Origin of the sequence: Kitasatospora sp. McL0602, from assembly GCF_052076145.1 — a bacterium.
Classification (GTDB): Bacteria; Actinomycetota; Actinomycetes; order Streptomycetales; family Streptomycetaceae; genus Kitasatospora.
In genome coordinates this window covers 844,123-865,220 of the sequence record NZ_CP197246.1, presented here as the reverse complement: position 1 = coordinate 865,220, position 21,098 = coordinate 844,123, and the positions used below count along the sequence as shown (strand labels likewise).

At 73.1% G+C, this 21,098-nt stretch carries 19 protein-coding genes; 7 read left to right on the top strand and 12 right to left on the bottom strand.

Annotation, left to right across the window (positions count from 1 at the left end; translation table 11 throughout):
* Nucleotides 1-89: 89 nt before the first annotated feature.
* On the bottom strand, nt 90-1,382 hold the full coding sequence (locus ACR68M_RS04100) for a YhgE/Pip domain-containing protein (RefSeq protein WP_441249011.1): 1,293 nt from the start codon (nt 1,380-1,382) through the stop codon (nt 90-92).
* Between the two features lie 281 nt (nt 1,383-1,663).
* Here ACR68M_RS04100 and ACR68M_RS04095 point away from each other — a divergent pair, with 281 nt between their 5' ends.
* From ACR68M_RS04095 to ACR68M_RS04080, 4 genes are all read left to right on the top strand, one after another.
* Nucleotides 1,664-2,356, top strand: coding sequence for a DUF4232 domain-containing protein (locus ACR68M_RS04095; RefSeq protein WP_441249010.1), 693 nt, complete (start codon nt 1,664-1,666; stop codon nt 2,354-2,356).
* 55 nt (nt 2,357-2,411) lie between these two features.
* The gene (locus ACR68M_RS04090; protein WP_441249009.1) at nt 2,412-3,233 is read left to right on the top strand and encodes a COG4705 family protein; all 822 of its coding nucleotides are present in this window, start codon (nt 2,412-2,414) and stop codon (nt 3,231-3,233) included.
* 75 nt (nt 3,234-3,308) lie between these two features.
* Nucleotides 3,309-4,358, top strand: coding sequence for a S66 family peptidase (locus ACR68M_RS04085; protein ID WP_441249008.1), 1,050 nt, complete (start codon nt 3,309-3,311; stop codon nt 4,356-4,358).
* A 123-nt stretch (nt 4,359-4,481) separates the two neighbouring features.
* The gene (locus ACR68M_RS04080; protein WP_441249007.1) at nt 4,482-6,425 is read left to right on the top strand and encodes a hypothetical protein; all 1,944 of its coding nucleotides are present in this window, start codon (nt 4,482-4,484) and stop codon (nt 6,423-6,425) included.
* Between the two features lie 81 nt (nt 6,426-6,506).
* Here ACR68M_RS04080 and ACR68M_RS04075 read toward each other — a convergent pair whose 3' ends face one another.
* From ACR68M_RS04075 to ACR68M_RS04060, 4 genes are all read right to left on the bottom strand, one after another.
* Complete coding sequence (locus tag ACR68M_RS04075; RefSeq protein ID WP_441249006.1) at nt 6,507-7,895, bottom strand: S53 family peptidase; 1,389 nt, start codon at nt 7,893-7,895, stop codon at nt 6,507-6,509.
* A 262-nt stretch (nt 7,896-8,157) separates the two neighbouring features.
* Entirely contained in the window at nt 8,158-8,925 is a 768-nt protein-coding gene (gene fabG, locus ACR68M_RS04070) for a 3-oxoacyl-ACP reductase FabG (RefSeq protein WP_441249005.1), read from the bottom strand.
* Nucleotides 8,926-8,939: 14 nt separating this feature from the next.
* Complete coding sequence (locus tag ACR68M_RS04065; RefSeq protein WP_441249004.1) at nt 8,940-10,127, bottom strand: thiolase family protein; 1,188 nt, start codon at nt 10,125-10,127, stop codon at nt 8,940-8,942.
* Nucleotides 10,128-10,177: 50 nt separating this feature from the next.
* Nucleotides 10,178-11,341, bottom strand: coding sequence for an acyl-CoA dehydrogenase family protein (locus tag ACR68M_RS04060; RefSeq protein ID WP_441249003.1), 1,164 nt, complete (start codon nt 11,339-11,341; stop codon nt 10,178-10,180).
* A 162-nt stretch (nt 11,342-11,503) separates the two neighbouring features.
* On the opposite strand from ACR68M_RS04060, the gene ACR68M_RS04055 reads away from it, so the two are divergent.
* Entirely contained in the window at nt 11,504-12,139 is a 636-nt protein-coding gene (locus ACR68M_RS04055; RefSeq protein WP_441249002.1) for a TetR/AcrR family transcriptional regulator, read from the top strand.
* A gap of 9 nt (nt 12,140-12,148) precedes the next feature.
* Here the strand turns inward: ACR68M_RS04055 and map are convergent, their stop codons facing one another.
* Nucleotides 12,149-12,916: a type I methionyl aminopeptidase gene (gene map / locus ACR68M_RS04050; RefSeq protein ID WP_441249001.1), complete on the bottom strand. Its 768-nt coding sequence runs from the start codon at nt 12,914-12,916 to the stop codon at nt 12,149-12,151.
* A 91-nt stretch (nt 12,917-13,007) separates the two neighbouring features.
* On the opposite strand from map, the gene ACR68M_RS04045 reads away from it, so the two are divergent.
* On the top strand, nt 13,008-13,292 hold the full coding sequence (locus ACR68M_RS04045; protein ID WP_441249000.1) for a helix-turn-helix domain-containing protein: 285 nt from the start codon (nt 13,008-13,010) through the stop codon (nt 13,290-13,292).
* A 21-nt stretch (nt 13,293-13,313) separates the two neighbouring features.
* Here ACR68M_RS04045 and ACR68M_RS04040 read toward each other — a convergent pair whose 3' ends face one another.
* From ACR68M_RS04040 to ACR68M_RS04015, 6 genes are all read right to left on the bottom strand, one after another.
* Nucleotides 13,314-14,405, bottom strand: a complete 1,092-nt coding sequence (locus ACR68M_RS04040) for a nitric oxide synthase oxygenase (protein ID WP_441248999.1) — start codon at nt 14,403-14,405, stop codon at nt 13,314-13,316.
* A gap of 245 nt (nt 14,406-14,650) precedes the next feature.
* Nucleotides 14,651-15,625: an L-histidine N(alpha)-methyltransferase gene (egtD, locus tag ACR68M_RS04035; protein ID WP_441248998.1), complete on the bottom strand. Its 975-nt coding sequence runs from the start codon at nt 15,623-15,625 to the stop codon at nt 14,651-14,653.
* Nucleotides 15,626-15,639: 14 nt separating this feature from the next.
* Nucleotides 15,640-16,383, bottom strand: coding sequence for an ergothioneine biosynthesis protein EgtC (gene egtC, locus ACR68M_RS04030; protein WP_441248997.1), 744 nt, complete (start codon nt 16,381-16,383; stop codon nt 15,640-15,642).
* Nucleotides 16,383-17,714 carry an ergothioneine biosynthesis protein EgtB gene (gene egtB / locus ACR68M_RS04025; RefSeq protein WP_441248996.1) on the bottom strand — a complete coding sequence of 444 codons (1,332 nt, stop codon included), beginning with the start codon at nt 17,712-17,714 and terminating at the stop codon, nt 16,383-16,385. Before egtB ends, egtC begins: the two co-directional genes overlap by 1 nt.
* Nucleotides 17,711-19,054 (bottom strand): ergothioneine biosynthesis glutamate--cysteine ligase EgtA, encoded by a 1,344-nt coding sequence (gene egtA, locus ACR68M_RS04020; RefSeq protein WP_441248995.1) that lies wholly within the window; start codon nt 19,052-19,054, stop codon nt 17,711-17,713. Before egtA ends, egtB begins: the two co-directional genes overlap by 4 nt.
* A gap of 164 nt (nt 19,055-19,218) precedes the next feature.
* The gene (locus ACR68M_RS04015; protein WP_441248994.1) at nt 19,219-20,343 is read right to left on the bottom strand and encodes a MalY/PatB family protein; all 1,125 of its coding nucleotides are present in this window, start codon (nt 20,341-20,343) and stop codon (nt 19,219-19,221) included.
* Between the two features lie 143 nt (nt 20,344-20,486).
* Between ACR68M_RS04015 and ACR68M_RS04010 the strand changes: the two genes are divergently transcribed.
* Nucleotides 20,487-21,092: an antibiotic biosynthesis monooxygenase gene (locus ACR68M_RS04010; RefSeq protein ID WP_441248993.1), complete on the top strand. Its 606-nt coding sequence runs from the start codon at nt 20,487-20,489 to the stop codon at nt 21,090-21,092.
* The last annotated feature ends 6 nt before the right edge of the window (nt 21,093-21,098 follow it).

Here is a 21,098-nt window from a genome sequence, read left to right as displayed (position 1 = left end):
GCACCATCAACGAGCAGGGCGGCCCGTGGTGACACCCTTGCCGTGTGCTCAACCCGAAGTGGGGGCGCTCACCCCGGACGCTGGGGTGCTCATTCGGGCTGCGGGGTCCAGCGGTGCAGGCCCTTGCGGTCGTAGTAGCGCGTCATCGCGAAGCCGAAGGCCAGGGCGACGGCCGTGCCGATCGCGATCATGATCCAGGCGCGGGTCAGGCCCGCGTCGGCCTGGGCGTCGAAGAAGAGGATCGCCCGGATGCCGTCACTGAGCTGCCGCATCGGCTCGAACTGGCCGAGGAAGCGGTAGAAGCCGGGCACCGCTTGCAGGGGGATGGTCGCCCCCGAGGAGGGCAGGGCCAGCGCGATGAAGACGAACATGGACACCAGCTGCCCGATCCCGCCGAGCGCCGCGTTGAGTGCCTGGACGCCGAGGCCCACGGCCAGGCTGGCGCAGTAGGAGAAGAGCCAGAGCAGCGGCCGGTGCGGCGCGTCCATGCCGAGGATCGCGATCGTGCTGACCATCACCAGCGTCGTGGTCAGCAGCGTGATGCCGGCCGTCATGACCATCTTCAGCAGCAGGGTCTGCGTCCGGTTGACGGGTACGGTCGGCCGCCGGGTGTGCCAGGGGCCGATCTCGCTGTCGGCGTAGCCGAGAGCGGTGTCGACACCGCTGCTGATGATGTTGGCGCCGATGAAGCCGGACAGCACGACCAGCAGGGTGTAGTAGAACGCGCTCAGACCGAGCCCGCTGTGGCTGCCGATCGGGTGGCCCGGCCGGGTGGTGACGGTGATCGGGTCGGCGAGCAGGGCCTGTGTCGTGGGGCTGGGTGCCAGCCCGGCAGGGCCCGAGGCCACGGCGGCCAGCTGCTTCCCGATCGTCAGGGACGCCTGATGGGCGGCGGCCTGGTTGATCTGCGAGGCCAGCGAGGAGCCGAGGCTGCCGAGACCGGGGTTGGTCAGCACGGTCAGGGTCGGCCGCTGGGTCGCCTGCGTGGTCGTCAGCGCCGCGACCGAGGAGGTGAACCCCTGCGGGATGAGCAGGGCGCCGTAGACCTTGCCCGAGGCGAGCTGGTCCTGTGCCTCGGCGGCTGTGACCTGCCGCCAGTCGACGGTGCTCCCGGGCGAGGAGGCGACGATCGTACGGCTGACCTGTGTCCCGATGTTCTCCGGCTGGCCCGGCAGCGGCGGGCTCCGGTCCTCGTTCACGATCGCGATCGGGAGCCGGTGCAGGTGCCCGTTCGGGTTGAGGATGCTCCCCATGTAGAGCAGCGAGAGGAAGAGCGCCACCAGCCCGGTGAGGACGGTCGGGAAGAGCCACAACTTCCAGAGGCGCGCGAGGGCGAGGGCCCGCGCCTGCGGCGGCCCGTCGGAGGAGCTCGTGGAGGCCATGCCGCTCCCTCGGGTTCGGGCACAGCCTGCTGCTGCCACCGATGGACTTGGAGAGAGGTTCCGTGACGGCCCGAGCCCCAAACCACCGCCACCCGATCAGCCGACGTCGACCACGACAGCCGGTTTGGGGCGGTGTGCACAGCTGACGTCCGGGCACTTCCCAGGAAAATCTCATTCGGAGGCAACCGACCGGGCCCGACCTGGTGTCTCCACCCGTGAGAACGCACAGCCCGGCCGGGCAGAAGTGACCCGTCGGCTGTCCTGACGATCCGGGGGGATCCATGCGCTCGCGCTTTCTGTTGACGGCTTCCGTACCCCTGCTGCTGGCCGGGCTCGGCCTGACGGCCTGCAGCTCCAGCTCCACGACCAACCCGCCGAAGGCCGGTTCGGCCGCTCCGGTGTCCGCCCCGCCGGTCGGGACGCAGCCCGCGAACCAGCCCGGGACGCAGCCTGCGACCCAGCCGGTGGTCCAGACCTCCGCCACGCCCGTGGCCGCCGCCGGGATCACGACGCCGAAGGGCTCCGACGGCTCGCCGGCCGCCAAGTGCTCCACGGCGAACCTGAAGTGGACGCTGACCCGGATCACCGAGCCGGACGCCGGCACGAAGGACCCGGCGAACGCCGAACTCGTCGCCGTCAACTCCGGCCCCCACAGCTGCACCCTGGCCGGCTACCCGAAGCTCGAGTTCCACCTGGGCAAGGGACCGCAGGCCGACGGGGTCGGGAAGGGCACCCCTGCTCCGGTGATGCTGGGCGCGGGCAAGAAGGCCGTGATCGCCCTGCGCTACTCCGAGATGAACGGCAAGGGGCCGGACAGCGGCAACTGCGTGCTCGTCACCACCAGTTCCGCCATCGTGACCGCGCCGGGTGAGAGCACCGAAGTCCGGGTCCCGGTGGTGGATCAGCACGGCAGGTCGACGGAGGTCACCATCTGCGGCGACGAGGTCCGAATGAGCCCGCCCGTCGCCCGGTAGGCGGTCGTGGGGGAGGGTGCCGGGGGCGTAGGGGAGCTGTGCGATCCTGTCCGCCATGACGACAGGTATCACCGGCGCCGCCGGGCAGACCGGCACGACCCATCCGCCTCGGACCGCCGCCCGGCAGACCGTGAGCAGCCTCAGCAAGGTGCCGGAGGTGACGGCCTGGTTCTGGCTGGTCAAGGTCCTGACCACCGGTATGGGTGAGACCACCTCGGACTACCTGGCGAACAAGCTGCTGACCCCGGTGGTCGCGGTCGGCCTGGCCGGGGTGGCGCTGGTGGTCGTGCTGGGGGTCCAGCTGAGCACCAAGAAGTACGTCGCCTGGATCTACTGGCTGGCGGTCGTCATGGTCAGCGTCTTCGGCACGATGGCCGCCGACGTGCTGCACGTGGGCCTCGGCGTCCCGTACGCCGTCTCGACGGCCGCGTTCGTGGTCGCACTGGCCGGTGTGCTCGGCCTCTGGTACCTGAGCGAGCGGACGCTCTCGATCCACAGCGTCCGTACGCGGCGCCGCGAACTCTTCTACTGGGCCACGGTGATGGGCACCTTCGCCCTCGGCACCGCCGCCGGTGACCTGACCGCCGTGACGATGCACCTCGGCTACTTCTCCTCCGGCCTGCTCTTCGCCGCGCTGATCGCCGTCCCGGCGCTGGCGCACTGGAAGCTCCGGATGAACGCGATCCTCGCCTTCTGGTTCGCGTACATCGTGACCCGGCCGCTCGGCGCCTCCTTCGCCGACTGGGCGGGGGTGCCGACGGTCCGTGGCGGTCTCGGTCTCGGCACCGGCCCGGTCAGCCTCGCCCTGGCCGTCGTCATCCTCGCCCTGGTCGGCTACCTGACCGTGAGCCGCAAGGACGTCGCCGCCGGGAGCTGACCCGCCACTCGAAGGGGTGGGCCGGCTTGGGAAAATCGTTGCAGGTCAAAGGCCGTGGCCGACTACGATCCGGTCATGACAGAAGCTGCCCGCACGGTGCCCCCCAAGCCTGCTCCCGGTGACCGCGTCGCGATCCTCTCGCCGGCCGCCGGGCTCTCCGAGGTGCTCCCGTTGCCCCACGAACTCGGTCTGCGCAGGCTGGTGGAGGAGTACGGCCTTCAGCCCGTCGAGTACCCGACCACGCGCAAGCTCGGCTCCAGTGCCGAGGCACGGGCGGCCGATCTGCACGCGGCCTTCGCCGACCCGGAGATCAAGGCGATCATCGCGAGCATCGGCGGCGACGACCAGATCACCGTACTGCCGCATCTGGACGCCGAGTTGATCCGCGCCAACCCGAAGCCCTTCTTCGGGTTCAGCGACAACACCAACCTGCTGATGTACCTGAGCAACCTCGGCATCGTCGGCTACCACGGCGCCAGCGTGATGACCCAGTTCGGCCGGGCCGGGGCGATGCACCCGCTCACCGACGCCTCCGCCCGCGCCGCGCTCTTCACCACCGGCGAGTACGAGTTGACGCCCTCCAAGGACACCAACGACGTCGAACGCCGCTGGGAGGACCCGGCCACCTTCGAGAGCGCGCCCGTGATGGAGGCCGCCGAGGGCTGGTACTGGCACCGGCCGGACCGGGTCGTCGAGGGCGCGGCCTGGGGTGGCTGCGTCGAGGTGCTGGCCCAGCTCCTGATGGCGGACCGGGAGATTCGGCCGGTGGAGGACTACCGGGGCGGGGTGCTCTTCCTGGAGACCTCCGAGGTCATGCCGACAGCCGGTGAGGTCTACCGCATCCTGCGCAGCATGGGCGAGCGCGGCCTGCTGCGACAGTTCCCGGCCCTGCTGATGGGCCGGGCCCGCTCCTGGTCGTTCGACCAGCCGTACGACGCCGAGGGCCGTGCCCAGTACCGCGCGGAGCAGCGCGCGGTCGTGCTGCGGGCGCTGGCCGAGTACGCCCCCGAGACGATGGCGGTCTTCGACGTCGACCTCGGCCACACCGACCCGCAGCTGGTGATCCCGTACGGCGGACTCGTCCGCGTCGACGGCCCGGCCCGCCGGGTGACCGTCACGTACTGACGGCGGGGGCGGCCGCCTGGGGATCACGCCCTGGCTGGCTGCCCGGCCTGGCTCCTCAGTAAGGTGGCCAGCGGCAGATCAGGCGTACGTCGCACAGGCGGCGGGGTGGGGTGGTGACCGACGGTGGCTGACACGACATCCTCCTCCGGAGCGGCCGGGTGGCCCTCGGCGACGGAGGAGACGACTGTGCTGCCCCCGTTCGACGACTCGGTGCCGCCGGCGGAGCGCACGGCCGAGCTGCCCTGGATCACCGACGCCGCCGCCACGGTGCCCGCGCACCCGCCCGCCCCACCGCTGGCGCCCCCGCTCGCGCCGCCCGTCTCCACCGGGTGGACGGCTCGGCTGCCCGCCGCTCCGCCACCCGCTGCCGCCGGACCGCAGCCGATGCAGGCACCCGTACCGGCGCCGGCATCTGCGCCCGCGCCTGCTCCTGCTCAGGGGTCCGCGCCGACCGGCCTGGGCGGCGGGCTCCGGGGTCGCATCCTGGTGGTCGAGGGCGGCTACGGAAGCGCCGGGCGGCGGCCCTGGGGGCGGACCGGCTCCGCAGGACAGGCGCCGGTGCTGTCCGCCATGCTCGCCTCCGTCTCCCCGCAGATCCTGCTGGCGGCCGACGCGGTCGACGCCGTCCACCTGCCCGGCGCGTCCGACCCGCAGAGCGTGCTCGCGCACCTGCGGGCCGCCTCCCGGCACGTCGGCCCGCTGCTCGTGCACATCGGCGGCCACCTGGTCGCCGACCGGCGCGGTGGACACCTCTACCTGACGTTGCGTGACTCCAAGGGCGCGGGTACGGTCCGGCAGGACGGGCTCGCCTGGCAGGCCATCGCCGACGAACTGCGGCACCGCTCGCCCGAGTGGGACACCCTGGTCATCGCCGACCTGAGCGCCGAGCAGGCCGCCTGGCCGCAGGTGCAGAGCTCGATCTCGCCGCTGATGGACGGCGTGCCGCTCTGGGCGGTCGTCAGCCCGGACCCGGAGCAGATCGGCACCTTCACCCGCGCCCTGATAGAGGCACTGCACATCGGTCGCCCCGGCGCGGAGGCCGTCCTCGCCCCGGAGCACCTGCGCCAGCAGGTCCACTCGGTGCTGCGCCCGGACACCATCATCCTCTCCTCCTACCCGGCGGACCGGCCGGTCTTCCGCAACACCGCGCGCCGCCTCGGCGACAGCGCCCCCGACCCCGAGGCGTCCGTCGGCCCGCGTCCGTCCGCCGTGATGCCCAAGCCCCCTGCCAGGTCCGCCCGTTCGCGTCCGGCAGCCGGTCGGGTGGTGCTCTCGAAGCCGGAGCCCGACGTCACGCCGGTGTCCTCGCGCGGCCCGGTGACGCTGCTCAAGGCCGGTGTCCCGCCGACCCCGCCGCGCCCGGCCCGCCCGGTCTCGCTGCTCAAGCGGACTCCTGAGACCGCAGGCGCGGTGGCGGCCCTGATCAGCCTTTCGAAGCCGGACGCGGCAGCCCCGAAGGTCGCGCTCACCAAGCCGGAGCCGAGCGCGGTGCCGGAGGCGGCGCCTGTGCAGGTGCCCGATCCTTTCGGCACCGAGCGGGCCGAGGTGGTCAGCCTCTCCAAGCCCGGGGCTGCCACTCCGGCTGCCGATCCGTCCGCTGCAGAGCCCGACTACCGCGAGATGATCGGCCGGATCGTTCAGAGCGCGGACGCCGGCGAGCACGAGACGGCAGCCCGACTCGCCCGGGAGCTGGAGGAGTTGACGACCACCGCGCACGGTCCGGTGGCCGCGCCGGTGCTCCAGGCCCGCCAGGTGCGGGCCCACGTCTCCCGGCTGGCCGGGCAGCCGGTGGTCGCCGCCGAGATCTACCGCGAGGTCGCGCTGACGCTGCTCCGCGCGCAGGGGCCGGACCACCCGGAGACCCAGCGAGCGGCCACCAACGCCGAAGCCTGCTGGCGGGCCGTCACCGACCGGGCCGAAGCGATCCGGATCGCTCCGGAGATCATCGAGCTCCGCGCCTACCTGCCGGGCCCGGAGGGACGCAAACTCCGTTCCTCCGAGCGGTACTTGAAGCAGCTCGTCGAGGCTCAGGCAGAATTGGCGGAGCAGGCTGAGAAGCCTGGCTGAGCACGCGAGGCCCCGCCCGGCAGCACGCCGAGCGGGGCCCGCGCCGCGTCAGGCCGTCACAGCCGGCCCGGCGGTGATCCGTTACCGTCCGGCGATGGCGTGCACGAAGCGCGCCGCGTCGATCGTGCCGAGGCCCGCCGCGAGGTCGTAGCCCTTCGTGGCGGGGTAGCCGGCGACCTTGTCCCAGCCGTTGTCACCGGTGGTCACGTCCACGATGCCGCTCCACTTGGTGGGCAGGTTCGCGAGCGCGTAGAGCCGCCAGTTGATCTCGCCGAGGCGGTGCCCGGCGAGCTGGTCGGCGAGCGCGACGACGCCGGAGAAGATCGGCGTGGCCTCGCTGGTGCCGCCGGTGAGGTGCCAGCCGGCGCGGGTGGGGTCGTACGACTCGTACGTCCAGGCGGCGCCGTCCACGGCGGAGCTCATGCTGATGTCGGGCGTGCCGCGGTGGTTGCCGGTGACACCCGCCGCGCCCCACTGGTACCACGGGCGGTCGAAGACGGCGGAGACGCCGCCACCGCCCGCGCCGTAGGCGTCGTGCCAGACCGCGTCGGGCGCGGTGCGGTTGCCGTCGTTGTCCAGGGTCAGCTGGGTGCCGCCGATGGAGGTGACCAGCGGGTCGCTGGAGGGCCAGGAGTTGACCTTGTACGGGTAGAGGTCGTTGCCGCTGAGCTGGGCGCCGGTCACACCGTCGTCGCCGGAGGCGGCGAGCACGGTGACGTTGTGCGCGGCGGCGTCCTTGAAGGCGTACCGCAGGTCGGTGAGCGACTTGAAGTTGCCCTTGTCGAAGCCGGGGAAGGTGTTCTCGGTGGCGGAGAAGCTCTGCGAGATGACGTCGCCCCGACCGGACTTGATCATCGCCTTCTCGGCGTCCATCATCTCGGGGAAGCCGGTGACGCCCTCGGTCTCGGCGACGGCGGTCTCGACCAGCACGATGTGCGCGTCGGGTGCCACGGCGTGGGCGTACTCGACGTCCAGCGTGGTCTCACCGGCCCAGCCGGTCTGGGTGGAGTCGGTCGGGTCGAAGACCGGCACGTTGCCCCACTTGACCACCTCGACGTTGGTGTCGGGCAGCCCCCACTGCTTGTCGAACACCTCCAGGTCGTGCTGGACGGTCGGCGAGCCGTAGGAGTCGACGATGACGATGGTGCGGCCCTTGCCGGTGACGCCCTGCTGGTAGAGGGAGTCGAGGTTGTAGGCCTTGCGGTACTGGAGCGGCGAGTAGCAGTGGATACCGATCTGGGCGACACAGTCGGAGGTCGATATCGGCGCCACCCGCGAGGTCGCACTGATGTGCCCGGCGGAGGCGGGGCGCACGTGGACGGTCGGCAGGCCGGCCCGGTGGCCTGCCAGGGTCGTCGTCTGCGCGGTGACACTCGCCGCGGTCAGGGCGGTGGCCCCGACGGCGAGCAGCGCCAGCACGCGGGTGGACAGGGAGCGTCGGGAGCCCGCGGTGGCGGGGGAGTGACCCATGGAACTCCTTCGGAGGGCTGAACCGATCGTGCGATCGGCCCCGTCATCCCATCGGCCGGAGCGCCAACCTTCCATAGTCAGAACGGGGTCGGTCGGCATGGCCCGTACCGGCTACTGAAACAGGTAATGGCCGTACCGGCATCAGGTAATACCCGTGCTGGTACGGCCATCTGACGCGGCATCAGGTCAGGCGTCAGGTCGTGCCCGAAACGTATCCCACTCCGTGCCCGAACTCACGCCGACGCGCCATGGCAGGCGCTTGTCAGCGGGCTCCGCCGTTCACGTACAGAGTCTGTCCGCTCACGTACGAGGCCTCCTCGCTGGCGAGGAAGACCACCACCGAGGCGACCTCCTCCGGCTGCCCGACCCGGCGCAGCGGGGTGCGGTCGGCGACCTGGCTCTGGTGCTCCTCCGGCGTGGCGCCGACCCGCTCGGCGGTGGCGGCGGTCATCGAGGTGGCGATGTAGCCGGGGGCGACGGCGTTGACGTTGATGTTGTACGGGCCCAGCTCGATCGCGAGGGTCGCGGTGAGGCCCTGGATGCCGGCCTTGGCGGCGGCGTAGTTGGCCTGGCCCCGGTTGCCGAGCGCGGAGCGCGAGCTGAGCGAGACGATCTTGCCGTACTTCTGCTTGACCATGTAGCCCTGCGCGACATGGCTGCAGTTGTAGGCGCTGGTCAGGTTGACCGTCAGGACGGCGTCCCAGTCCGCCTTCGGCATCTTGAAGAAGAGGTTGTCGCGGGTGATCCCGGCGTTGTTGACCAGGATGTGCAGCGCCCCCAACTCCTCGACCACGGTGGCGAAAACGGCCGCCACGGCGTCGTAGTCGGCGACGTCGCAGCCGTACGCCCTGGCCGTGCCGCCCTTGGCGGTGATCGCGTCGGCGGTGGCCTGCGCCCGCTCGGCGGTGAGGTCGACGACGGCGACCGTCGCACCCTCCTCCGCGAGCCGGAGCGCGGTGGCCGCGCCGATGCCCTGCGCGGCGCCGGTGACGACGGCGACCTTGCCTTCGAAGCCCGTGAAGCGGGTCATGTGATCGTTCTCCCTCAGCTGTTCTCGACGAGTACGGCGGTGCCCTGGCCGACGCCCACGCACATGGTGGCCAGGCCGCGCTGCGCCCCGGTACGGCGCATCCGGTGCAGCAGGGTGGTGAGGATGCGGGCGCCGGAGCCGCCCAGCGGGTGGCCGAGCGCGATCGCGCCCCCGCTCGGGTTGACGAGCTCCGGGTCGAAGCCCAACTCGCCGACGCAGGCGAGTGCCTGGGCGGCGAAGGCCTCGTTGAACTCGGCCTCCTGGACGTCGCCGACCTGCCAGCCGACCCGCTGGAGCACCTTGCGGGTGGCCGGCACCGGGCCGATGCCCATCACGTCCGGGTGCACCCCGGCGGAGGCCCCGGCGACGTACCGGCCGAGCGGCTCCAACTCCAGCTCCCGCAGAGCCTCTTCGCTCACCAGGAGCAGCCCGGCGGCGCCGTCGTTCATCGGCGAGGCGTTCCCGGCCGTCACCGTGCCGCCGGCACGGAAGACCGGCTTCAGCTGGGCCAGCCGCTCCAGGGTGGTGTCCTCGCGGATGCCCTCGTCCTGGGTGACCGTCACGCCGTCGGCCCGCAGCACCGGCAGCAGTTCGGCGTCGAAGTGGCCGTCCTTGCGGGCGGCGGCGGCCCGCTGGTGGCTGCGCAGCGCGAACTCGTCCTGCTGCTCGCGGCCGATGCCGTAGCGGCTGGCCACCTCCTCGGCCGTCTCGCCCATGCTGAGCACGCCGTGCAGGTCCTTCATGCGCGGGTTGGTGAGCCGCCAGCCGAGCCGGGTGTCGTGCGTCTCGATCCGGTGCGGCAGCGCCTCGTCCGGCCGGGGGAGGACGAACGGCGCACGGCTCATCGACTCGCAGCCGCCCGCGACCACGATCTCGGCCTCGCCGGCCGCGATCGTCCGGGCCGCCATGGTGACGGCCTCCATGCCGGAGGCGCAGAGCCGGTTGACGGTCGCGCCGGGCACGCTCTCGGGCAGCCCGGCCAGCAGCACGGCCATCCGGGCGGCGTTGCGGTTGTCCTCGCCGGCCTGGTTGGCGGCGCCCCAGTAGACGTCGTCGATCCGGGCCGGGTCCAGCTGTGGCACCTCGGCGAGCAGGCCGCGCAGCACGGCTGCCGACAGGTCGTCGGGCCGTACGCCGGAGAGTGCACCGCGCAGCCGCCCGATGGGGGTGCGGCGGGCGGCGGCGAAGTAGACAGGACGCACTTCTTCGGGCTCCTCATCATGATGGCCAGCTGATAGGTGTCGACAAATCGTCAGAACGCGTTGACGCCGGTGAGCGACCGGCCGATGAGCAGCTTGTGGATCTGGCTGGTGCCCTCGTACAGGGTCATCACCCGGGCGTCGCGCAGATACTTGCCGACGGGGTACTCGTCGATGAAGCCGTACCCGCCGAAGACCTGGAGCGCGTTGTTGGCGGCCCGCACGGCGGCCTCGCTGGCGAACAGCTTCGCGACGGAGGACTCGGTGGCGAACGGCAGGCCGCGCTCGATGTGGTCGGCGACCTTCCAGGTCAGCAGCCGGGCGGCCTCGACGTCCACCGCGATGTCCGAGAGCAGCTCCTGCACCAGCTGGTAGGAGGCGATCGGCTTTCCGAACTGCTCGCGCTCCCCGGCGTAGCCGACGGCGGCCTCCAGGCAGGCCCGCGCGATGCCGACGCACCCGGCCGCGACCGACATCCGGCCCTTGGCGAGGGCCGACATCGCGACGGAGAAGCCCTTGCCCTCGTCGCCGAGGCGGGCACTGTCCGGCACCCGGACGGCGTCGAGCACCAGCTCGGCCGTCGTCTGGCCGCGCAGCCCGAGCTTGCCGTGGATCTCCCGCCGCTGGAAGCCGGGGGAGTCGGTCGGCACCAGGAAGGCCGTCACGCCCTTGTGGCCGGGCTGCCCGGTGCGGGCGAAGACCAGGGCGACATCGGCCCAGGTGCCGTTGGTGATGAACATCTTCGAGCCGGTGATCAGCCAGTCGCCGTCGCCGTCGCCGTCCCCGTCCCGCACGGCGCGGGTGGTCAGGTTCGCGGCGTCCGATCCGGTGCCGGGCTCGGTGAGGGCGAAGCAGCCGAGCGCCTCGCCGGAGGTGAGGCGGGGCAGCCAGTGCTGCTTCTGCTCCTCGGTGCCGTACGCGTTGACCGACTTCGCCACCAGGCCGAGCGAGACGGAGACGATGCCGCGCACCGAGGAGTCGCCCCGGCCGAGCTCCTCCAGCACCAGGCAGTACGCGAGGTGGTCGCCGCCGCTGCCGCCGTACTGCTCGGGGATGGTCAGGCCGAGGAAGCCGATCTTGCCCAGCTTGCCGATGATCGCGCGGTCGACCGACTCGGCCCGGTCCCACTCGGCTGCGTACGGCGCGATCTCGCGGTCGGTGAAGTCGGCCGCCAGTCGCCGTACGGCGGCCTGCTCCTCGGTGAGCTCAAGGTCCATGGCGGTGGGCACCTCGTCCTGTCGGGTCGGCCGGCCGATAAACTAGCACTGCCAGTTTTACGGCGACTGTAGCCCGCACCGACCGGAGTGGGAAGGGGGCCCTGCAAGAATGCTGACCGGCGGCTGTCAGCTGATCGGCCGATATCAACGGAGGAGGCGAGAGTGGCCCGACCGCGCACCCCGCTGCTGAGCCGCGACCGCATCGTGGGCGCCGCCCTCGCGCTGGTCGACGCCGAGGGCCTGCCCGCGCTCTCCACCCGCCGGCTGGCCGCCGGGCTCTCGGTCAGCGGCCCCTCGCTCTACAACCACTTCGCCACCAAGGACGAACTCCTCGACGCCGTGGTCGACAGCGTGATGGGCGAGGTCGACCTGTCGATGTTCGCCCCCGGCGCCGACTGGCGCACCGCCCTGCGCGACTGGGCTCGCTCCTACCGCGCCGCCCTGGCCGCCCACCCCAACATCGTCCCGGTCCTGGCCCAGGGCCCCGGCCGCCGGCCCAACGCCCTCCGGCTCGCCGACGCCGTCTACGGCTGCCTCACCGAGGCCGGTTGGCCGCGCGGCCAGGCCACCCGGATCGGCGCGCTGATGCGGTACTTCATCACCGGCTCGGCGCTCGGCTCCTTCGCCGCCGGCTTCCCCGAGGACGCCCAGCTCTACGCCGCCGACTACCCCCACCTGGGCGAGGCCCACCTCCTCGCCGAGCACCGCCGCAGCATCGACGAGGGTGCTTTCGAGACCGGCCTGGCCGCTCTGCTGGACGGCCTCGACCTCCGCCACCCGCAGCAGAACCAGCCCTGAGCGGTCGGCTCAGGGCAGGGTGAGGATGCGCGGGCCGTCCTCGGTGACGGCGACGGTGTGCTCGATGTGGGCGGCCCGGCTGCCGTCGGTGGTGCGCAGGGTCCAGCCGTCGGCGTCGGTGTCGTAGTCGTTGCGCCCGCCCGCCATCAGCATCGGCTCGATGGCCAGGGCCAGGCCGTGGCGCAGCGGGTAGCCACGGCCGGGCCGTCCGTGGTTGGGGACGTGCGGGTCCTCGTGCATCTGGCGGCCGATGCCGTGGCCGCCGAAGCCGGTCGGCATGCCGCAGCCGTGCTCCCGGGCGACGGTGCTGATGGCGTGGGAGATGTCGCCTATGCGGTGGCCGACGACGGCGGCGGCGATGCCCGCCTCCAGGGCCTGCTGGGTGGCGGCGATGAGCTCCAGGTCGCCGGGGCGCGGGGTGCCGACGGTGAAGCTGATCGCGGCGTCGCCGGTCCAGCCGTCGAGCTGGGCCCCGCAGTCGATGCTGACGAGGTCGCCGTCCCGCAGGCGGTAGTCGTCCGGGATGCCGTGCACGACGGCGTCGTTGACGGAGGCACAGATCACGGCGGGGAAGGCGACGGGGGCGAAGGAGGGCCGGTAGCCCAGGAAGGGTGAGCTCGCCCCGGCCCCGGTCAGGACTGCGCGGGCGGCTTCGTCGAGCTCCCGCAGGCTGACCCCCACGGCCGATGCCTCGCGGACTGCCGCGAGTGCGTTGGCCACGACGCGTCCGGCCTCCCGCATCGCGTCGAGCGCCGTGTCGGTCTTGATCTCCACCATGTGCCTTGACTCCCCTGTGTCGCGACGCCGCCGTCGTGACATCACTGCGGCGGCGTCGCCCAATACTTATACCGGTATTAGTATCACGGGTATGGTGAGAGTTCCTTTGAGCCCGCAGGAGCGGCAACGCGGCGAGCGCTTCGGCGCCCTGCTCCGCCAGGCCCGTGGCGAGCGCAGCATGGTGGACGTGGCGGCGGCGGCCGGAGTGTCCGCCGAGACCCTCCGCAAGATCGAGACCGGCCGGGCCCCGACCCCGGCCTTCTTCACCGTGGCGGCCCTGGCCCACGCGCTCGGCCTGTCCCTGGACGAGCTGGCCACCGCCTGCGCCGACGACCTCGACGACCTCGGTGACGGGCGGGCCGCCATGTCGGCATGAACGCCGGGGCCGCCCGCCCGCTCAGGGGGTGCGGGGGACGAAGGCGGGCCGGGCCTGCGGGTCCACCGGGTCGTAGTAGCGGTGGTAGACGGGGGTCAGGCCGCCCGAGACCGGCGGGACGATCCAGCTCCAGTCGGCGGGGGTCGGGCGGCCGAGCCGGGTCTCCTGGGCGATGTGCCGGAGGAAGCGCTCGGACTCGGTGTGGTGGTCGGCCATCGTGACGCCCGCCTCCTGGAAGGAGTGCAGTACGGCGATGTTCAGCTCGACGAGGGCGCGGTCGCGCCAGAGCGTCCGCTCGCTGGAGGTGTCCAGGCCCAGGCGACGGGCCACCTCGCCGAGCTGGTCGTAGCGCTCGGCGTCCGCGAGGTTCCGGGCGCCGATCTCGGTGCCCATGTACCACCCGTTGAAGGGGGCGGCGGGGTAGCGAACCCCGCCGATCTCCAGCGTCATGTCACTGATCGCGGGCACCGCGTACCAGCGCAGCCCGAGCTCCGCGAACCAGCTGAACTCGGGGTGGGTGAGCGGCACTTCGAGGCTCGCGTCCTCCGGCACCTCGAACCACTGCGACGGCCCGCCCGGCCGCTCCTGGACGAGCAACGGCAGCACCTCGAACGGCTCCTGGCCGCCCTTCCAGCCCAGACCCCGTGCCGTCGAGGTCAGTTCGCCCGTCGCCGGGTCGCCCACCCAGCCACCGCCGTCCTCCCGCCGGTGCCCGGCGTACCGGACGAGCTGGGAGTTGACGATCCGTGGGGCCGGGATGCCGGGGCGGTCCGGGGCGAAGACGGTGATCACCGGCCTGATCCGGCCGCCGTTGGTGGCGATCCGCAGGTGCTCGAAGCACTCCTCCGCGATCGCCTCGGCCCCGCCCACGTGCCGCAGGTCGCGGACCACCAGGCTGCGCCAGTACAGCCGGCCGATGCAGCGCGCGGCGTTCCGCCAGGCGACCCTGGCGCCGAACGCCAGCTCGGCGGCGGTGTGTTCGTACGTCCCCGTCCGCTCGATCTCCGCCAGCACCTGCCGCACGCGTGGCGCGGCGTCGCCCCCGCCCGGCTGCTCCTGGTGGAACTGCCGGACGAAGGCCACGGCCTGCCCGACCGCCGAGTGCTCGTCCACCGCCCGCACCGGTACCACCGGTGCGGGTGCCGGTATGTGCTGGTGCGCGTGCGGGCACGCCTGAACCGCCGTGCGCCCGCTCCGAATCCGACCGAAGATCAAAGGATCACCCCTCCCGCACCCATGAGTACCGGAGGTGGTCACCCGGCCGCACGGAGTGACCGAATCCGCCCCACCGGACCCCGAACGGGGCTACAGTGCGGGCGGAACGGCCACCCCGCAGTGGCAGACCACGCGGTGGGCCGTCAGGCGGGCACGGCCAGCGAGAGCCCGAAGCGCCCGGCCCGGTCGGTCCACCACTCGGTCAGCCGCAGCCCGGCCGCCGCCAGCTCCTCGGTGACCCGGGCCCGGCTGAACTTCGCCGAGATCTCCGTCCGCAGCTCCTCGCCCGCGTCGAAGTGCACGGCCAGGTCCAGGGCCTGCACCTTGACGGTCTGCGCCCGCCGGGAGCGCAGCCGCATCTCGATCCACTCCTCGGCCGCGTCCCAGAGCGCGACGTGCTCGAACTGGGCGAGGTCGAAGTCGGCGTCCAGCTCCCGGTTGAGCACCGCCAGCACGTTCTGGTTGAACTCGGCCGTCACGCCCGCCGAGTCGTCGTACGCCGCCACCAGCACCTCGGGGGCCTTCACCAGGTCGGTGCCCAGCAGCAGCGCGTCCCCTGGCGCCATCCCCGCCCGCAGCGAGCGCAGGAAGGCGGCCCGCTCCGGCGGCAGCAGGTTGCCCAGCGTGCCGCCGAGGAAAGCCACCAGCCGGGGGCTGCCGGACGCGGCCGAGAAGCCCAGGCCGTGCGTGAAGTCCGAGACCACCGCGTGCACGGTCAGCCCCGGGTACTCGGTGACCAGGGCCTTGCCCGCGCCGTCGAGGGCGCTCTCGCTCACGTCCACCGGCACGTACTCGTTCAGGGTGCCGAGTGCGCTGAGCGCGTCCAGCAGCAGCCGGGTCTTCTCCGAGGAGCCCGAACCCAGCTCGACCAGCGTCCGGGCCCCACTGGCGGCGGCGATCTCGCCGGCCCGGTCGGTGAGGATCTCCCGCTCGGCACGGGTGGGGTAGTACTCGGGCAGCCGGGTGATCTCCTCGAACAGCTCGCTGCCCCGGGCGTCGTAGAACCACTTGGGCGGCAGCCACTTGGGATTCGCGGTCAGACCGTGCTGCACGTCGTGCCGCAGGGCGTGGCTGAAGTGGTCGGCGGGCAGCAGCCTGGTCAGGTCGTAGTCGGTCACGGTGGATCGTCCTCTCACGGGTTCAGCGGCCGGACGGTCCGGCTCTCGGCGGTGGCGAGCAGCAGGCTCCGGTCGGGCAGGTGGTGCCAGCCGGGGGAGTCGTCGAAGGGTTCGGAGGCGACGACCACGCCCCGGCCGGGGTCGACGCGGTAGCAGAGGTTGTCGCCCCAGCTGGTGGCGGCGATCGAAGTGCCGTCGGTCAGCAGCAGGTTGAGCCGGGCGTCGGTGTGCCGCGCGACGGCCCGGCAGGTGTCGGCCAGCGCCTCGCCGAGCGTGGCCCCGGCCCGCAGCCGGTGCAGCACGAGCGCCCAGACCAGCGCCGAGTCGCTGCGCGCCGCCAGCTCCAGCAGCGCCTGGGCAGGCAACTCGGCTGCCAGCTTGCCGAGTTCGCCGGGCCAGCCCGGCAGGGTGCCGTTGTGGCTGAACAGCCACCGCCCGGCGGCGAACGGCGCGGCCGCCGCCTCCCCGGCGGCGCACCCAGCCGTCGCGGAGCGGACGGCTGCCAGCAGCGCCCGGGTGCGCACCACCCGGGCCAGGTCGGCGAAGCCGTCGTCCGCCCAGATCGGCCCGGCCCGTCGGTAGCGCGCGGGGGTCTCGTCGCCCTCGGCGTACCAGCCGACGCCGAAGCCGTCGGCGTTCAGGCTGCCGTATTGCTGGAGCCGGGGCGCCCAGGACTGCCGCCAGAGCCCCGACGGCGGCTCGACGACCAGCTCCCGGATGGCCACCGGCTCACCCAGGTAGGCGAGATGGCGGCACATCAGGCGGTGTCCGCCGATCGGGCGGTGCGGAACCCGGCGAAGATCTGCCGCCGTACGGGGTAGTCCCAGTTCCGGAAGGTGCCCCGGCAGGCGACGGGCGCGACGGCGAAGCAGCCGCCGCGCAGCACCTTGTACTCGGGCCCGAAGAAGACCTCCGAGTACTCCCGGTACGGCCAGGCCCGGAAGTCGGGGTAGGGGCGGAAGTCGCTCGCCGTCCACTCCCACACGTCACCCATCAACTGCCTTGCGCCGTACGGGGACTGACCGGCCGGGTAGCTGCCGACCGGGGCGGGCTGGAGGTGCCGCTGGCCCAGGTTCGCCAGCTCGGGGCCGGGGGCCTCGTCACCCCACGGGTAGCGGCGGGAGCGGCCGGAGGCCGGGTCGTGCCGGGCGGCCTTCTCCCACTCCGCCTCGGTCGGCAGCCGCCGCCCGGCCCAGCGGGCGTACGCGTCGGCCTCGTACCAACTCACGTGCAGCACCGGCTCGTCGGCGGGCACGGGCTCGACCGTGCCGAAGCGGCGGCGCAGCCACTGCCCGCCGTCCTCGACCCAGAACAGCGGGGCCCGCAGCCCTGCCGCGCAGCGGTGCGCCCAGCCCTCGGTCGTCCACCAGCGCGGCTCCCGGTAGCCGCCGTCGGCGATGAACGCCTGGTACGCGCCGTTGCTGACCGGGGTGGTGTCGAGCCAGTACCCGGGGAGGTCGACCAGGTGGGCGGGGCGTTCGTTGTCCAGCGCCCACGGCTCGGTGTCGGTGCCCATGGTGAACGGGCCTGCAGGGACGAGCACTTCGGCGGGGAGCAGCTCCTGGTGCGGGGGCGGCGGCGGGGCGACGAGCGCGGCCGGGCCCTGCCGGAGCTGGTGGGTGATGAGCATCGTCTCGTCGTGCTGCTGCTCGTGCTGGGCGATCAGGCCGAAGGCGAAGCCGCCCTGGAGGAGTGGTTCGGGGCCCTCCAGCGGGGTGCCGGCGAGCAGGTCGAGCACCCGGCCGCGTACCTCGTGCGCGTAGGCGCGGGCCTCGACGGGCGGCAGCAGCGGCAGGCTGGGGCGCTCGGAGCGGGGGTGCTCGAAGGCGTCGTAGAGCGGGTCGATCTCGGGGTGCATCGGGTCGCGTCCGCCGACGTTCCGCAGCAGCCAGAGCTCCTCCTGGTTGCCGATGTGCGCGAGGTCCCAGACCAGCGGCGACATCAGCGGGGAGTGCTGGGCGGCCAGGTCGTGGTCGTCGACGCAGTCGGTGAGCGCGGCGGTGCGGGCGCGGGCGGCGAGCAGTTCGGTGGCGATCCGCTCGCGCAGCGCCTCGGGCGTGGCCGAGGCCGGTTCGAGGATGTCCGTCATCGTGAGGGCTCCTGGGAGACGGGGTCGGCGCCGGCCCGCAGCGCGTCGAGCTGGTCGTCGGCGGGGCAGCGGCCACGGGCCGGGTAGCGCTCGGCGAAGTCCGTGAGGGCGGTGCGCAGCCGCTGGGCGCCCGGTCGGCGGCCGAGCGCCTGGTCGGCGGCGCCGAAGCAGGCCAGCGTGGCGCGGCGCAGCTGCGGGTCGGTGAGGGCGAGGGTGGCGGCCCGGCGCCAGAGCTCGGTGCGCGGCGGGCGGGTGCCGTTCGGGCAGCCGAGCGGCTCCAGCGCGGCGCGCGCGGCGTCGGCGGCCACCGGGTCGTCCAGCAGCGCGGTGACGAGGGCGAGCGGCGCGAGCCAGCCCTCGCCGGGCTGCGCGTCGATCATGCGCAGCTCCAGGTGTCCGCGCGGGCGGACGGGCGGGAAGAGCGTGGTGCGGTGGTAGTCCAGATCGGCGGCCGACGGCGGGCGTTCGCCCGCGCCGCGCAGCCACTGGCGGAAGGTGAGGCCGGCCGGCGCCGTCCAGGGCTGCCCGGCGGGGCGGCGGACGCAGAGCACCTCGGCGTCCAGCACGTACCGGGCGTAGGCCTCGCGCGGGTCCTCGTCCAGGCTCGGGGCGAGGGTGCGGCTCGGGTCCATCCGGGACCAGACCAGCTGCCGGGTGGAGCGGTGGCCGGTCGGCCTGCCGTCCAGCAGCGGGGAGTTGGCGAAGGCGGCGACCAGCACCGGGCCGAGCAGGTGGGCCAGCCGCCAGCGGTCGGCCAGCGCGTGCGGGCCGCTCGCGGTGCCCGCGTCGACGTTGACCTGCACGGAGGCGGTGCCGCACATCATGATCCGGCCCCACGGGCCGGTCCGGTCGAAGTGCTTCTCCATCGCCTGGTAGCGCGGCTGGGCCAGCTGCATCCGGCGCTCGCGGGGGTGCGGGTCGGTGCCGGTGCCGGTGAGCCGCAGGCCCTGGGTGGCGAGGGCGGTGCGCAGCAGGGCCTGGTCGCGCAGCAGGTCCTCGGCGCAGCGGGCGGGGTCCTCGGCGGGCGGGGAGCTGAGCTCGACCTGCCCGCCGGGTTCGCGGGTGAGCCGGGCGCCTGCGGGGAGCAGCGGCGTCTCGGCGGGGAGCGGCTGCACGGGTGGTGCCTGGCCGTCGGGCGGTGCCGGGGTGTCCGGCGGCACGGGGCCGTCCGGCAGGGCGGCGAGCGCCTCGGCGATCCGGCCGGGGTCCACGGGGAGCCCGGGACATCGTGCGTCATGGACGAACCACTCGGCCTCCACGCCGGTCAGCGTGGGCGGGCCGATCTTGAAGCAGATGCCGAGCAGATGGCTCTCGGCGGTCGACTCCGTCAGCGGTGTCACGGTAGGTGACGTCGTGCTCGGCTCCGGTTGCTGTGCGGGTGCCTGGTGCGGGCGTACGGGTATCACCGGACTCACCATCCTCGGTTCGCGATTGCGGCCCGGTTCTTCCTGCTCAGTCTGCTACGACCCAAACATGAACGCCGCATGTGCGACATCCGGCCAGGTCAGAGCCGGTGCAAACGGGTGAGCGCAGCCTGTAGCCGCTCGGTCGGCAGTGCGTAGTTGAGCCGCAGGCAGCCCGCCCAGGCCGCCCCGAAGTCGGTACCCGCCGAAAGTTCGACGTCACGCTCCGTCAGTAGCGCCTCGCGGGCCCCGACGGCGGGCAGCCCCAGCTCGGTGGCGTCCAGCCAGAGCAGGTACGAGGCCTCGGGCGGCGAGATCACGGCTGCGGACAGCGTGTCGGCGGCCAGCTGGCGGTTGACGGCGAGCAGCGCGAGCAGGCCGTCCAGCCACGGGCCGCCGTGCCGGAGGGCGGCCTGCTGGACGAGCTGAGGCAGCAACCCGCCCTCCCAGAGGCCGTACCCGGCCATCACCGTGACCAGCCGCTCGCGCAGCCCGGGGTCGGGGACGAGGGCGAAGCAGCTCGGGATGCCGGAGGTGTTGAAGGTCTTGCCGACGGAGTTCAGCGTCACGGTGTGCCGGGCCAACTGGCCTGCGGCGTCCACCGCGACGGTGTGTCGCAGACCCAGGCCCCGGTGCACCAGGTCGGGCTGCACCAGGTCGCCGTGCACCTCGTCCGAGACCAGCAGCCCGCCGCTCCCGGCGGCGAGTTCGGCCAGCGCCCGGATGTCCTCGCGTGGCCAGACCCGGCCGGACGGGTTGTGCGGGTTGCTCAGTAGCACCACGGCGGCGCCCGCGAACTCCGCGACGGGCAGCCGGTACCCGTCGTCGCCGAGCTCCAGCGGCACCGCCCGGTAGGGCATGCCGGCGACTCGGCAGAGCTGCTCGAAGCCGCCCCACTCCGGGGTCGGCGAGAGCACCGGCCCGTCCGGCTCGGCCGCCGTCAGCAGCAGCCGCAGCGCGGTGCGGGCGCTGAACGGCATCAGCAGCACCCACTCGGGGTCGACGAGCGCGCCGTGCCGCTCCCGGTACCAGCGCGCCACCAGCTCGCGGCCGCCCGGGTCGCACACCGTGTACCCGTACGCCCCGTGGCGGGCCCGCGCCGCCAGTGCGGCGCCGATCTCCGGCGGGCCCGGCAGGTCCATGTCCGCGAGCCCCAGGGCGATCCGCCCCGCGCCCGCGCGGGCCCACTTGACGCTGCCGGTGCCGGTGCGGTCGAACGCTTCCATCGTCGGCTCCCGAGGGTCTCGCCCCACGCTACCCGGGCTCGGGCGAGGGCAACCCTGACATAGTCGGTACGGGAGGGGCCCAGGCCGGGCCGGGCCCGGACGCTGCGGCTTACGCTGAAGTGATCACGGGACTGGGGACGGGTATGAGCGACACGGGTACGAGTGGCACCGCTGACACGGCCGGTAGCACCGAGACCGCGCAGGGCGGCGGCGCGGTCACCCTCCTGGTGGCGCACCAGGTCGACGAGGGATACGAGGAGTCGTTCGAGCTCTGGGCGCGACGCATCCTCGCTGCTGCCGCCGCACACCCCGGCAATCTGCGGACCGGCCTGCTGAAGCCCGCGGGCCCGGCCGACCCCTGGCAGCTGGTGATGCACTTCAAGGACGCCGAGGCCTTCAGCACCTGGCAGGACTCCCCGGAGCGGGCCGCCTGGCTCGGCGCCGCCGACGGCCACCACGTGCTCGTCGACCGCCACGAACTGCGCGGCATGGAAGGCTGGTTCGCCAGCACTGCCGCCACCGCCGGGCGGGTTGCCCCGCCTCGGTGGAAGCTCGCGATAGCCTCCGCACTGGCCATCAGCCCGCTCACCATCAGCGCCAACCTGTTCCTCACCCCGCACCTGCTCGAACTGCCGGTGGTGCTGCGCTCGGTCATCCTGGGCAGCGTCCTGAGCACCCTGATGACGTACCTGGCCCTGCCGGTCGTCAACCGCCTGCTCAAGCGCTGGCTCTTCCCGCACCGGGGCTGACCCGGC

Bases quoted from the DNA above. Each gene is read 5' to 3' on its own strand.
- ACR68M_RS04015 (WP_441248994.1), bottom strand. From the start codon at position 20,343: ATGGAAGCGTTCGACCGCACCGGCACCGGCAGCGTCAAGTGGGCCCGC.
- ACR68M_RS04100 (WP_441249011.1), bottom strand. From the start codon at position 1,382: ATGGCCTCCACGAGCTCCTCCGACGGGCCGCCGCAGGCGCGGGCCCTC.
- ACR68M_RS04060 (WP_441249003.1), bottom strand. From the start codon at position 11,341: ATGGACCTTGAGCTCACCGAGGAGCAGGCCGCCGTACGGCGACTGGCG.
- ACR68M_RS04090 (WP_441249009.1), top strand. From the start codon at position 2,412: ATGACGACAGGTATCACCGGCGCCGCCGGGCAGACCGGCACGACCCAT.
- egtC (WP_441248997.1), bottom strand. From the start codon at position 16,383: ATGTGCCGCCATCTCGCCTACCTGGGTGAGCCGGTGGCCATCCGGGAG.
- ACR68M_RS04095 (WP_441249010.1), top strand. From the start codon at position 1,664: ATGCGCTCGCGCTTTCTGTTGACGGCTTCCGTACCCCTGCTGCTGGCC.
- egtB (WP_441248996.1), bottom strand. From the start codon at position 17,714: ATGACGGACATCCTCGAACCGGCCTCGGCCACGCCCGAGGCGCTGCGC.
- map (WP_441249001.1), bottom strand. From the start codon at position 12,916: ATGGTGGAGATCAAGACCGACACGGCGCTCGACGCGATGCGGGAGGCC.
- ACR68M_RS04075 (WP_441249006.1), bottom strand. From the start codon at position 7,895: ATGGGTCACTCCCCCGCCACCGCGGGCTCCCGACGCTCCCTGTCCACC.
- ACR68M_RS04085 (WP_441249008.1), top strand. From the start codon at position 3,309: ATGACAGAAGCTGCCCGCACGGTGCCCCCCAAGCCTGCTCCCGGTGAC.
- ACR68M_RS04010 (WP_441248993.1), top strand. From the start codon at position 20,487: ATGAGCGACACGGGTACGAGTGGCACCGCTGACACGGCCGGTAGCACC.
- fabG (WP_441249005.1), bottom strand. From the start codon at position 8,925: ATGACCCGCTTCACGGGCTTCGAAGGCAAGGTCGCCGTCGTCACCGGC.
- ACR68M_RS04045 (WP_441249000.1), top strand. From the start codon at position 13,008: ATGGTGAGAGTTCCTTTGAGCCCGCAGGAGCGGCAACGCGGCGAGCGC.